The organism is Virgibacillus kekensis (genome assembly GCF_042654125.1).
Lineage (GTDB): Bacteria > Bacillota > Bacilli > Bacillales > Amphibacillaceae > Lentibacillus > Lentibacillus kekensis.
Map to the genome: position 1 here is coordinate 155990 of NZ_JBHSFU010000004.1, position 13905 is coordinate 169894.

Sequence of the window (13905 nt, forward strand, 5' to 3'; positions counted from 1 at the left end):
GTATTTATCCTTTTGATCCGCCTGCTGTCAATCCTGAAATCAGGTAACGCTGCAGGAAGAGGTAGATGGCTGCGATTGGTACAGCAACCAATACGGATCCGGCTGCAAATCTGGTAAAGTTGTTGGAGAATTGGTCATTAATAAAATTGAACAATCCCACCGCCAGTGTGAAGTTTTCCTCACTGTTCAATACGATTGATGGAAGCAGGAAGTCGAACATTGGCATCATAAAGTTAAATAGTGCCACAACTGCTAATATTGGCTTTGCCAACGGAAGCATAATGCTCCAAAAAACCCGTAAATGGCCAGCACCGTCAATTCGTGCTGCTTGATCCAACTCACGTGGAATCGTGTCAAAGTATCCCTTAACCAGCCATGCATTAAATGGTATCTGACCGCCCAGGTAAATCAGTATCAATCCAGCTAACGTGTCCAGAAGCCCGATCATGTTCAGGAAAATATATAGAGCAACCATCGCCATCATTACCGGAAACATTTGCAGCAAAAGAAACACGTAAAGTCCGTTCTTTTTGCCGACAAACTGATACCTTGAAAACGCGTATGCGATAAGCGAGGTCAGTACCACACTTCCGAATGCAACTACAGTCGACACGATCAGCGAGTTTTTATACCAGATAAGGTAATCGCTGTTCTCACTGAATAGCCACTTATAATGCTCAAGTGAGAAGTTTTCCGGAATAATGGATGATGAATACAGACTCGTACCCTGATTCAATGACATACCCAGTGTCCAGAGAAGCGGATAAAAAATAATGATTGTCATAATCGCTATGATTAAGTAGATAGCTGTTACTTCCAGTTTGGATTTCAGTTTCTGATCCATTATACTTCCCCCTCTTCCTTGAACGACCTGGTCTGTCTGAACTGATAAAATGCAAACCCTGACACGACAAGTCCCATAATAATGGAGATGACTGCCGCCATTGCATAGTTGTTGGTATCGAATGTCAGTTTATAAACCCATGAAATCAAAATATCGGTTCCACCTGCATTTTGCCCGCGCACGGGTGGGCCACCTTCATTAAACAGGTAGATAATATTAAAGTTATTGAAATTCTGCGCGTATTGCATAATCAGTAACGGAGCAGTTGCAAACATGATATGCGGGAACGTAATGTTCCGGAATTTCTGGAACCGGGATCCCCCATCCACATCCGCTGCTTCATACCATTCTTTTGAAATGCTCTGAAGTACGCCTGTAAACAAAGCAAAAATAAATGGAAAGCCAAGCCATGTTTGAATCATAATGATTGCTATTCGTGCATAGAACGGGTCACTCATCCATGGAATGCCGTCCCCGCCAATCAGGGGTATGATAATATCCCTGTTAATCGAACCAAACTCATCATTAAACATTGCCGCGAAAACAAGAATGGTTACAAAAGCCGGTACTGCCCACGGCAGAATCAATATCGTCCGGATCAGTTTCTTAAATCGTATTCGCGGATCGTTGACCAGTACGGCAAGAAACATTCCCAGCATAATCTGCAATGTTGTTGCGACTACCGTCCATACGATGGTCCAGGCAAATACACTGATAAAGGTGTCCTGCCAGATTGGAACGGTAACGAGTTCTTGAAAGTTTTCAAATCCTACCCAATCCACCAAATGGCGTGGAGGCGAGTTATACAGGTTATAGTTGGTGAAAGCTAATAATACTGAAAATATCAATGGGAAAATAACCACAAAAATCATCAAAAGCAGCCCTGGCAGGGTCATCAGATACGGAAATGTCTGATCATACGCTGCACGGATTGTATCCTTCAGGTTAAGCGGTTTCCACCCTTCCCTGATTTTTCTTGCCTGCTTATGGGCATCAATCACGTTAAAAATATAGAGTGTCATCAGGATGACTATTGCGATTAAAGAGAGGACCCCAAATACAAGTAATCGTATGGAATGATCAGTACCCGGTATTGTCCCAAGTGTCCTGAGTCCCCATAGCCCAAAATTGATTGACTGCAATGTGGTAATCAGGAAGGCGATTTCTATGATTAGGAAGGCAATTCCTTTTATATATCTGCGGTTATAAAGTTGTCCAAGTCCTGCAAACAGAATTGATAAAATCATAGCTGTTTTTGGACTGTGTTGTTTGTTGGCCTTTTTGTCGGGTGAAGACAATTCGGATTCCCCCTTGGTTGCAAATAGAATGATGGGAAGAGTTATCTCCCCCCATCACTTTAAGAACTTACTCTGTTGCTCCACTTGCCTCAATGTTAGTTTTGATTTGCTCTACTGCTTCATCAAGAACCGGTTTTACATCCTCACCTTCAGCAATGAACTGAAGTGCGTTATTGAATGGCCCCCATACCTGTTGCATGGCAGGCGTACTTGGCATTGGTACACCGTGTTTGATTTGCTCAGCAAATGCTGCATAGATTGGATCTTCAATTGCATTAAGGGCATCTTTACTTGGCACAAGTTCCCCGGCAACTTCGTAATAGTGCTGCGCATTCTCAGGGTTAGTTATAAACGCAGCCAGATCTGCTGCCCACTCTTTATTCTCAGAGTAGTAGGAAACCATCCATGATTTCACTCCGACAAACGTCTGCCCAGGCTCTCCGTTTATAGAAGGGAATGGCGCGAATGCGAGCTTATCTCCTATTGCTTCTTTATACCCTACAATTGCCCATGGTCCGTTGATGACCGCACCGACTTTTCCGTCATTGAATAATCCATCAATAACGTCAGTTGTAGTAGAAGGTGGAATCTTTCCTTTACCAAAGAATGACTGGAACAGCTCACCACCGGCTATCGCCCCTTCGTTGTTAAGACCAATGTCTTTTGTATCATATTCCCCTGCTTCTCCTCCGAAAATATATGCTCCGTAGTTAAAGAAGAACGGAATAGAAAAATATAGATCATTCGGTTTCATCATGAACCCATATTTGTCATTTGCAGGATCCGTTTTTGTTTCCAGAAGATTTTTCACATCTTCAATTGTCTCCGGTGCCTCTTCCACAATATCAGTATTGTAGAATAGGCCGTAAGTTTCGATGACAGCCGGGAATCCATACTGATTTGTATTTCCGTCATATTGATACGTAACAGCCTCAACCGCAGCGTCACTATAAGTATTTTTGACATCTTCAGGAATTTCAACTGGTTCAGCCAGCCCCTGTGCAACAATGTTTCCAATCCGGTCATGCGGTTGGAAGAATAGATCCGGGCCATTTCCTTCAGGTCCAGCAAGTGCAAGTTCTTCCATTTGTTCAAGCATGGATTTTACTTCCACGTTAACTTTGATGCCTGTTTCTTCCTCGTAATCTGCCACAATATCTTTGATTGCCTCGAGTTGTTTTTCTTCATCATTAGCCCAGATAGTCAATGATTCCGGCTTCTCAGCAGTTTCTTTGCTGTCACCGCTCTCACTTCCCTCATCTGAACTTTCCTGACGATCCGGCGCACATGCAGCCAATAAAAGTATTGCGAAAATAGAAAAAGCAATTAATAGAAACGAAGATTTCCTGAACATTTTATTTCCCCCTTATTTTTTTAATTTAACAGTTTGCGAAACCGTTTGCACAATTTCTTATTCTTATACTACTCCTATTTTAAATTTTGTGCAACCGTTTTCACAATTATTTTTTAAAAAATCTAGTATGTTTGACAAACGGCAGGAAATTAGTATTCTATAATTAAAACAAGCTACAAATTGAGGGCAATGCTTTGTATCTATCACAACAACCCCGTTCTCCTGTTAGAGAGCGGGGTTGTTTTATATTAACTAGTTAGGAGCGTGTTGAGAATGTTAAAAGAGGCAATTTATCACCGGCCGAAAAATAATTTCGCGTATGCATATGACACCCAAACGTTGCATATCCGGTTACGGACAAAGAAAGATGACGTTGAAAATGTTCATCTCATCCATGGGGACCCGTACGACTGGACAAAAGATGGGTGGCAGACAGCCAAGTCGGAAATGAGGCTGCAGGCAAGTGATGAACTCTTTGATTACTGGTTAGCTGAAATTCAGCCACCTTACCGACGATTGCGGTACGGATTTGAACTTATCAGTAAAGAAGAAACACTAATCTATACAGAAAAGGGATTCTACAAGGAAGCCCCGTTTGACGATGTTGCCTACTATTTTTGTTTTCCATTTTTGAATCCTGCCGATGTATTTACCCCTCCGGCATGGGTTAAGGATACAGTCTGGTACCAGATTTTCCCTGAGCGGTTTGCCAACGGAGACCCCTCAATTAATCCTGCGGGTGCCCTTCCTTGGGGAAGCACCGAGCCAAAACAGGAGAATTTTTTTGGCGGGGACTTTCAGGGCGTGATCAATCATCTGGATTACCTGGAAAATCTCGGGATAAATGGAATCTACTTCACTCCCATTTTCAAGGCGGCTTCCAATCATAAATACGATACAATCGATTATATGGAAATTGACCCTCAGTTCGGTGATAAGGCAAAATTTAAAGAACTGGTGATGAAATGTCATGAACGAGGCATACGGGTCATGCTTGATGCAGTATTCAATCATAGCGGCTATTATTTTCCACAATTTCAGGACGTCCTGGAAAATGGCGAACACTCCAGGTATAGGGACTGGTTCCATATTAGAGAGCTTCCTGTCCGGACAGACCCCAGACCAACCTTTGATTCGTTTGGTTTCACGCCACATATGCCGAAATTGAACACGGAAAATCCGGAAGTAAAAAACCACCTTCTTGAGGTTGCAAAATATTGGGTAGAAGAATTCGATATCGATGGCTGGCGTCTTGATGTCGCGAATGAAGTTGATCATCAATTCTGGCGCGAATTTAGAAGGGAAGTTAAGCTCGTAAAACCTGACGCCTATATACTAGGTGAGATCTGGCACGACTCCATGCCATGGCTGCAGGGCGATCAATTTGATGCGGTGATGAATTATCCGTTCACACTTGCGGCGCTTGATTATCTTGCAAAAAACAGGGTCAATGCCAAATCGTTTGCGAATCAGGCCGGAAGCGTGCTTGCCTCGTACCCTGAAAATGTGAATGAGGTAGCGTTTAACCTGCTCGGAAGTCATGACACCCCCCGGGTACTTACCCAGTGTAATGGGAATATTGACCGTGCTAAGCTGTTATATATCCTGCAATTCACCTTCCCTGGAACTCCTTGTATTTATTACGGAGACGAGATAGGAATGACCGGTGGAGAGGATCCGGGATGCAGAAAGTGTATGGTTTGGGATGAAAATGCCCAGAACCTTGAATTAAAAGCATTTATAAAAAAACTGATTGATCTGCGTACTAATGAACCTGCTTTTGGCAGTCAGGCGAGCTATCGAATCTTGTCGGCAGATGAGCATACAAATCACCTCGTTTTCATGAAACAATCGAACGAGGAACGAATCTATTTTGTAATCAATCCATCCGCAGACTCTATAAAGACTTCACTTGAAGGTAAGAGTGGACTTGATTTGTGGACCAAAAAAGAAATTGCAAGTGACCAGAATACACTCGAGATTGATACCGATGCATATGGTTTCTCAATGATTAAAGTGAAAGGATGATCGACATGACCACTCAATGGTGGAAAGAAAGTGTCATCTATCAGATTTATCCGCGCAGTTTTAATGACAGTAACAATGATGGAATTGGTGATATTAATGGGATTACCGAAAAACTGGATTACCTTAAGAATTTAGGAATCGATGTCATCTGGCTCTCCCCTGTTTATGAATCACCGAATGATGATAACGGGTATGATATCAGTGATTATTCGAGCATCATGAAGGATTTCGGCACAATGAAAGATTGGGAGCGGATGCTCGAGGAAGTTCACTCCCGTGGCATGAAACTGATTATGGATTTGGTGGTTAACCATACCTCTGATGAACATTCCTGGTTTATCGAATCCCGCAAATCAAAGGATAACCCTTACCGTGACTATTACATCTGGCGTGATAAGCCAAACAATTGGGAATCGGCGTTCAGCGGATCCGCATGGGAATACGACGAGAATAGCGAGCAGTATTACCTTCACTTATTTTCCCGAAAACAGCCTGATCTCAACTGGGATAACCGTGCAGTGCGGGAGGATCTTTATTCGATGATCAGATGGTGGCTTGATAAAGGTATTGACGGTTTCCGGATGGATGTTATTAATTTCATCTCCAAAGATCAGACCTTCCCTGACGGCGAGATTAAGCAGGGTAAGCAATATGCTTCCGGTCATCAGTCTTTTATGAACGGACCTCGAGTACACGAGTTTCTGCATGAAATGAAAAAACAAGCACTTGCAGACTACGATATTATGACCGTTGGTGAGATGCCTGGTGTTACGCCAAAGGAAGCCAAACTTTATACGGCTGAGGAACGTGAAGAACTGAATATGGTATTTCACTTTGATCATATGGATGTCGATTCCGGAAAAGATGGAAAATGGGATATCAAGCCCTGGTCTCTGGTTGAACTAAAAACTATTCTTTCTAAATGGCAGACTGAACTCGAGAACAAAGGATGGAACAGTCTGTACTGGAATAATCACGACCAGCCACGTGTGGTTTCCAGATTCGGAAATGACGGGAAATATAGAACTGAATCAGCCAAAATGCTTGCTACCACGTTGCATATGATGAAAGGCAATCCGTATATCTACCAGGGTGAAGAATTTGGAATGACCAATGTAGCATTCGATAGCATATCAGATTACCGGGATATCGAAACACTTAATATGTTTCATGAAAATATAACCAATGGTGCTGATGAAAAAGCACTTATGAAGTCCATTTATCAGAAGTCACGGGATAATGCGCGTACCCCGATGCAGTGGGATGCATCCCCTAATGCTGGATTTAGTAACGTGGAGCCATGGCTAAAAGTCAACCCTAACTATACTGAGATAAATGCTGCCGAGGCATTAGCGGATCCAGATTCTATTTATCACTATTACCAGAAACTGATTGGGCTTCGAAAAAAACACCCTATCATCGTTCACGGTACATTTATCCTCCTAGAGCCGAACAATGAGGAAGTATTCGCTTATACACGAAATTTTAATAGTGAAGAGTTATTAGTAGCAAGCAACTTTACAGACAAAGAAGTATCATTCAGGATGCCCCATCGCTTTTCAGGTGCAACCAAATTGATTGGAAACTACCACGATACCAATCGAGAAAAGCTGCGACCATATGAGACATATGTTTTCCACGCTGATGCAAAATAGCACCGGCGTTTTTTTTTGCAGTAAACACGAACCATTGCCTTCCTGTATTTTTTACCCATGTTAATTACTTACCAGATTAGGGTAAAAAAACTAACGGAAGGAGGATTATCATGAAAATACTCGACAATGTACGAATTTTCCGCCCCTTTGATTCTGAAGACACCAACGAAATTTACCATATTAAAATTGATAATGAGAAAATCCACTCCATTCACAAAGGACGTACGGACGACCAGGGTTCCCATGTGATTGACGGCAACCGAAATGTGGTCACTACCGCGTTCAATGACTCGCATATGCACCTGCTCCGGTACGGCTTGATGCGCAGCGAGCTTGACTTGCGTGAAGTTACTTCGTTTAAAAAAATGAAAGAGTTGGTTCATGATCGGTTCATCGAAGAAAGAATGGAAGAAAACGACTGGGTTGTCGGCCGCGGTCTTGTTGACAGCCAGCTGGAGGATATCGATAATCCGCTGACTGCCAAGGACCTTGATGAGCTTGAATTTGATAAACCAGCTTTTTTCCTGCATGATGACGGCCATGAATGTGTAGTGAATACGAAAGCGTTAAAAATAATAAAAGAAGAACCCGAACTGATCGAGGGGCATGAAGAGTTTATCGAAAAGGATGAAGAAGGTAACTGGACTGGCAGATTCAAGGATACAGCAGTACACTTCATCAAGTTCAATTTCCGCCAAAAGAGTGAGGAAGAAATCTATGAAGCTGTAAAAACAGCTGTACCCTATTTGCTGCAAAATGGAATCACATCCGCACACACGGACGACCTTAATTTTGTCGGTGATTACGGAACATTGTGGCAGACCTATCTGGACCTCGAGAAAGATGGTCTCCTGAACATTGATGTTCGTCTGCACCACTATATCTTTAACATTAACGATATTCAAAACTTCCTTGATAAGGATAATAAACGGACTGGTGATGGAACGAATCGTGTAAAAGTTGGTGCATTCAAGATTTTCCTTGATGGCACACAACGGCTCCACACCTCAGCACTGCGTCAACCGTACCACGACAAACCAGAAACCAAAGGTGCCCTGGTTTACTCGCAGGAAGAACTAAACAACATGGTGAAACTCGCGCATAACAATGGAATGCAGGTTGCGATGCATGCGATTGGCGACCGTGCTGTTGAACAGGCACTGACCGCATTGGAACAAGTTGATTGCAGTGAACTTCGCCACCGGATTATTCATGCACAGGTACTTGCGCCTGATCTTCTGGAGCGTCTCAAAAAAGTGAAGCCACATCTGGAGACACAGCCAGGATTCATCATCGACGAGCATGACCAGACAGTGAACTGGGTTGGCGAAGAACAAGAGAAATACTGCAACCCATGGAACACAGTTGATGACCTGAGCATTCCATTCACTGCAAGTTCCGATGCACCAATCGGTCCACTTTCTCCACTGACAGGAATTTTTGCAGCAGTGAACCGGACCGACCTCGACGGTAACCCTGACGGCGGCTGGATTCCAGGAGAAAAACTATCCATCGATCGGAGCTTTGAAGCATATTCACTGAGTGCGGCCAAGATGGAATTCCGTGAACACGAGAAAGGAAAATTAGATGAAGGCTACCAGGCCGATTTGGTAATGCTATCAGACCATCCAAAAGATGTAGCACCTGATAAATTGAACGATATAAAAGTGATTGAAACCTGGTCACGTGGCGAGCGGGTTTACCAGCAGCATTAAGAGCGGGAGCAGTATCCCGCTCTTTTTTTGGGGTCTATTCCTGTCACGGCTGCGGCGCTAAATAATTCGGTTGGGCGCTGATTAAAATGGACTTTCCACCTCAGCAGAAAACCAATAGCACCCTCAGCAATTGAGTTAGCACTCGTCATAAGACACCCGTAAATTACGTTCATTAAGAAATAGACGGACACTTAATCTGGGCATATGTCATACCCTGTTATGTAAAAAGTTCTAAGGGGGAATACGAGAATGCATTTTAACAATGCGAGCTACCCTGGTGCGGTTCCATTTGGCTGGGGCAATTATGGCCGAATGCCACGGCAGATTCCAGGAGGAAATAACCAAGGCCAAGGGGGAACCGGCCACACCCATGCCCATTATGGAGCGACAACCTGTAACGATGAACATACCCACTTACATCCGGGCGTCACCAGCCCACCAATCGAGACTGAGGAAGGCCATGTTCACCGTATTTATGGATATACAACATTTGATGACGGACATATTCATTACTATGAGGCTTACACGAGTGCACCGATCCCAATCGGTAATGGCTATCATACCCATTATACCGATATCCGGACAACCGAAAATGATGGCCACATACATGTAATCAGAGGTTTTACGGATGCCTCTAAAAGCTAAGCGGGAGTACTTTCCCGCTTATTTTTATTAGACTCTCCAGGTTTTTCCTAGTAAGCTTTGGATAAGATAAATTATCAGCGATAAACTGACAGTAAAGGAGCTGAGATTTTGACAACTCAACCAAACTGGCTAATTGACGAAAATTCCCCCTACCTCCAGCAGCACGCATACAATCCTGTTGACTGGTATCCTTGGGGTGAGGAAGCGTTTGATATAGCAAAAAAAGAAAATAAACCGATATTCCTGTCAGTCGGCTACTCGACTTGCCATTGGTGTCATGTTTTGGCCCATGAATCGTTTGAGGACGAGCAAGTTGCCGACTACCTGAACAAGCATTACGTCTCGATAAAAGTTGACCGGGAAGAACGCCCGGATATCGATGCCGTTTATATGAAAGTTTGTCAGATGATGACCGGACAGGGTGGCTGGCCGCTTTCGATTTTCATGACACCGGACAAGGTGCCCTTCTATGCAGGGACTTATTTTCCGCGGGAAAGTAAGTACGGCATGCCTGGAATTATGGAAGTTCTTTCCCAGTTGGCAAAAAAATTCCACGAGGAGCCTGACCATATTTCCGAGGTTACCAAAAGTGTTACCGATGCTTTGGCAAAAACCGTGTCCACCAAGAGTGAAACTCGTCTGACCAAAGACATAACCGATCAGGCATACCAGCAACTGGGACGGCGCTTTGACTTCAATCATGGTGGGTTCGGTTCAGCGCCGAAGTTCCCTGCTCCGCAAAACCTGCTTTTTTTACAGAATTATTATCATTTCACCGGGAAAAAGGCTGCTCTGAAAATGGCCGAAAGTACCTTGCAGGCAATGGCTGACGGTGGGATTTATGACCATATTGGGTTCGGCTTTGCCCGCTATTCGACCGATGAAAAGTGGCTCGTCCCGCACTTTGAAAAGATGCTTTATGATAATGCCCTGCTGCTATGTGCGTACGTGGATTGCTATCAGATTACCGGAAATCCGCTCTATAAAAAAATCAGTGAACAGATTATTGACTTTGTAATGCGTGAAATGCGTAGCAAGGATGGCGGCTTCTATTCGGCAATCGATGCAGATTCAGAAGGTGTCGAAGGAAAATATTACGTTTGGGATTATGAGGAAGTTTTCGATGTGCTTGATGAAGATCTCGCTGATTTGTATTGTGCCGTTTATGACATTACACAAGAAGCTAACTTTGAGGGTAAAAATGTTCCGAATTTGATCGATACCAACCTTGAGTCAGCCGCTGAGGAATATAACATGAGTCTTGATGAATTGGAGAGCCACCTCGAGGAAGCCCGCGTTCAGTTACTCGAGGCAAGAGAACAGCGCGTCTATCCGCATGTCGATGATAAAATTCTTACATCCTGGAATGCGATGATGATAACTGGATTCGCCAAGGCAGGACGAGCTTTCGAAAATACGGACTATCTTCGCGTTGCCAAGGATGCAGCAGCCTTCCTCGACGAAAAGCTCACAGTGGATGGCCGTCTGATGGCCCGTTATCGTTATGGTGAGGTCAAGTATTATGGTTATCTGGATGATTACGCGTTTCTTTTATGGGCACAGCTTGAACTGTATGACGCCACATTCAATACCGAATACCTGGAACGGGCCCGCGAACTGGCTGATCAAATGATTTCCCTGTTCTGGGACGAAGAAAATGGCGGTTTCTTCTTTAATGGCGAGGACAGTGAGGAACTTTTATCCCGGGAAAAAGAAATTTATGACGGCGCGCTTCCATCCGGAAACAGTGTGGCGGCAGTCATGCTTGCTCGTCTAGGCTATCTGACCGGAGTAACCGAATATCACAATAAACTTGAGGAAATGTACCATACTTTTTACAAGGATATCGACCAGGGTCCTTCCGCGAGCACGTTCTTTATCCAGAGCCTACTGATGATGGACAACCCTACGAAGGAAGTTGTGGTGTTGGGTGACAAGAATGAGTTGGTGAACAGACTGCAGCGGGAGTACCTGCCCGGTGTTAACCTACTGTACAGCAAGGACCACGGACAATTGGCAAACGCTGCGCCTTTCACTTCTGACTATAAAAAAGTTAATAACCAGACAACTGTTTATATTTGTGAAAACTTTGCGTGTAAACAGCCAACAAATGACCTGGATGAGGCGTATCGACTGATTACCGGGGAATAGAGTTGGAATTGAGGAACGTTTCCGGCGATTTAAGCTCTTTTTCCGGCGAAAATACATCAATTTCCGGCGAGTTCGGAATTCCCGCCTAAAAAGTCTCGCGATTCAATGTAATCCCTACCGCTGTCATGTATGATAAACTAAAAGTAAACAGCCAACAAAGGAGTACCACAAATGCCAAAAGTAAAAATGAACGTGCAGACTGCGTATCACGGGGAACTGCTGCGAGCGGGAAAAGAATATGAAATCGACGAGACTACAGCCAAACGCTGGATTGCCAGCAAAATAGCCACGCCTGCCGAAGATAAATCAGAAAAATAAATAATAAAAAGCAACTATCCACCCTAATGAGATAGTTGCTTTTTTACATGGCATCCATAAATTGAATGATCGCTGGACCAAGCAGAATCACAAACAACGTGGGGAAAATGAAGAAAACCAGTGGAAACATCATTTTAATTGGTGCTTTCATTGCAGCTTCCTCTGCCCGCTGACGTCTACGCTCCCGAATGTCCTCGGTCTGAACGCGCAAAACGGTCACCATACCGATACCGAGTTTCTCCGCCTGGACAATGCTGTAAATCAGCGTCTTCAAATCTTCTGACTGAATTCGCTCATTCATCGCTGTCAGCGCCTGCTTCCGGGTTTTTCCGAGCCGCATTTCCTCAAGTGTCACTTTGAATTCATTCGCCAGAACGCCCTTCTTCTTGGCAACAACCTGACTGATTGCAGCATCGAACCCAAGCCCAGCTTCAAGACTTATCGTCAGCAAGTCAAGTATGTCCGGGAGGCTTTTTTCTGCCTCTTTGCTCCTCGCCTCGATCTTTGATTTAAGATAATACTTTGGTAAAAGAACTGCCACTGCCAGTCCACCGAGGCCAAGCACCAACGTTATCAATACAGATACATCCAAGAGAAGACTGTATCCAGCACCAATAGCCGGCAAGGCGATGGTCAGCACAATCTGCAGCATTTTAAACGAAACAGGGGTCAGTCCAAATGGTTGGCCAGCCTGGAGAAGCTTAACCTCCAGCTTAGTCGCCTCTTTTTCGCTTAACCGCTTGGTGTACTTCCGTTTCATTTTTTTCCAGGCAGGCGCAATTACGCGCTCCTTAAAAGAAAGATCTTCTTCGGCAGCCACTGCGCTTTCCACTACCGGGGTATTATTCAAAAGATACGTCTGAATTCTTCGCTGCACCACGATTCTTTTGCCGGAATAAACAGCAAGGAATCCATACGCTATTAAACTGACAGTGATAAAAATCCCCGCATAAAAAGCCAGCATGGCCTACACCTCAATTGTTGTTATTTTGCGAATCAGGAAGAATCCGATAACGCCGCCGACAAGCGCTCCGCCGAGCATGATTTGGCCGAACGTTTCTGTGAATAAAGTGGAAATATAACCTGGGTTCATCAGATAGATGACAAATCCCAGTCCGATCGGAAGCAGGCTGATGATGATACCGGACAGTCTTCCCTGCGCTGTCAGGGTCTTGATCTGGTTCTCAATTTTTGTCCGTTCCCGGATAGTTTCAACGATTTTATCAAGCAGGTAGGCCAGATTTCCTCCCACCTGTCGCTGAATCAGAATGGCATCTACCAGCAGACCGAGGTCATCACTTGGCATCCGTTTCTGCCATTCAATCAGTGCATCCTCCATGGTTGTCCCGTACTGCATCGACTTTATGACGATTTCCACTTCTTCTTTAATTGGTGAGTACGATTCTTCAGCGACCATCTGCAGTGACTGAACAAAGCTGAACCCAGCCCGTAATGACCCCATCATCGACGTAATCATTCCCGGGAGTCCCTCATTGAATGCCTTAATCCGCTTATTCATTTTCCTTTTCAGCCAGACTTCTGGGATAAAATAACCCACAACAAATCCCAGGATTCCCAGCAATATGTTGCCGTTTAAGTTTAAAAGGCCACCAGTTATAAGTGCAATCAGCCAGCGGAAAGCCACAAATTCTTCAGGCTTAATCGGAAGTCCGGCAACGCTGAGCCGTTCTTGGAGCGTATTCCGCTTCTCACTTGGTTTTCCTTTTCGGACAAGCAGCATTTTCAAGCGGTCATTGGCATTCTTCAATAAATCAGAAATCGATCGTTTGGGCTTTTTTTCAGGTCGTTCTACTTCGGATTTTCTACACTGAACTATTGCGAAAAGAAATAAAAATACTGTTATAAATGTTGCAGCCAGTAAAATAAACTCCATTGC

11 protein-coding genes are annotated in these 13905 nt (G+C 44.1%); 6 read left to right on the top strand and 5 right to left on the bottom strand.

The genetic code is table 11. From position 1 onward, the window contains the following. Positions 1-4 precede the first annotated feature (4 nt). The 3 genes from ACFO3D_RS05165 to ACFO3D_RS05175 form a co-directional block, all read right to left on the bottom strand. Positions 5-844: a sugar ABC transporter permease gene (locus tag ACFO3D_RS05165; RefSeq protein ID WP_390293572.1), complete on the bottom strand. Its 840-nt coding sequence runs from the start codon at positions 842-844 to the stop codon at positions 5-7. Beyond that, on the bottom strand, positions 844-2091 hold the full coding sequence (locus ACFO3D_RS05170; protein WP_390295457.1) for a carbohydrate ABC transporter permease: 1248 nt from the start codon (positions 2089-2091) through the stop codon (positions 844-846). Before ACFO3D_RS05170 ends, ACFO3D_RS05165 begins: the two co-directional genes overlap by 1 nt. Before the next feature lie 118 nt (positions 2092-2209). Beyond that, entirely contained in the window at positions 2210-3496 is a 1287-nt protein-coding gene (locus ACFO3D_RS05175) for a sugar ABC transporter substrate-binding protein (protein WP_390293573.1), read from the bottom strand. A gap of 273 nt (positions 3497-3769) precedes the next feature. On the opposite strand from ACFO3D_RS05175, the gene ACFO3D_RS05180 reads away from it, so the two are divergent. The 6 genes from ACFO3D_RS05180 to ACFO3D_RS05205 all read left to right on the top strand — a co-directional run bounded on the left by ACFO3D_RS05180 (position 3770) and on the right by ACFO3D_RS05205 (position 12008). Next, complete coding sequence (locus tag ACFO3D_RS05180) at positions 3770-5524, top strand: alpha-glycosidase (protein ID WP_390293574.1); 1755 nt, start codon at positions 3770-3772, stop codon at positions 5522-5524. A 5-nt stretch (positions 5525-5529) separates the two neighbouring features. Further along, on the top strand, positions 5530-7179 hold the full coding sequence (locus tag ACFO3D_RS05185; protein ID WP_390293575.1) for a glycoside hydrolase family 13 protein: 1650 nt from the start codon (positions 5530-5532) through the stop codon (positions 7177-7179). A gap of 110 nt (positions 7180-7289) precedes the next feature. Further along, positions 7290-8894, top strand: coding sequence for an amidohydrolase (locus tag ACFO3D_RS05190; protein ID WP_390293576.1), 1605 nt, complete (start codon positions 7290-7292; stop codon positions 8892-8894). A 249-nt stretch (positions 8895-9143) separates the two neighbouring features. Beyond that, positions 9144-9539, top strand: a complete 396-nt coding sequence (locus ACFO3D_RS05195; protein ID WP_390293577.1) for a YmaF family protein — start codon at positions 9144-9146, stop codon at positions 9537-9539. 108 nt (positions 9540-9647) lie between these two features. After that, entirely contained in the window at positions 9648-11690 is a 2043-nt protein-coding gene (locus ACFO3D_RS05200; RefSeq protein ID WP_390293578.1) for a thioredoxin domain-containing protein, read from the top strand. Positions 11691-11861: 171 nt separating this feature from the next. Beyond that, positions 11862-12008: a hypothetical protein gene (locus ACFO3D_RS05205; RefSeq protein WP_390293579.1), complete on the top strand. Its 147-nt coding sequence runs from the start codon at positions 11862-11864 to the stop codon at positions 12006-12008. A gap of 43 nt (positions 12009-12051) precedes the next feature. On the opposite strand, the gene ACFO3D_RS05210 is transcribed toward ACFO3D_RS05205, so the two are convergent. Then, complete coding sequence (locus tag ACFO3D_RS05210) at positions 12052-12972, bottom strand: type II secretion system F family protein (RefSeq protein ID WP_390293580.1); 921 nt, start codon at positions 12970-12972, stop codon at positions 12052-12054. A gap of 3 nt (positions 12973-12975) precedes the next feature. Next, complete coding sequence (locus ACFO3D_RS05215) at positions 12976-13902, bottom strand: type II secretion system F family protein (RefSeq protein WP_390293581.1); 927 nt, start codon at positions 13900-13902, stop codon at positions 12976-12978. Between the last annotated feature and the right edge of the window lie 3 nt (positions 13903-13905).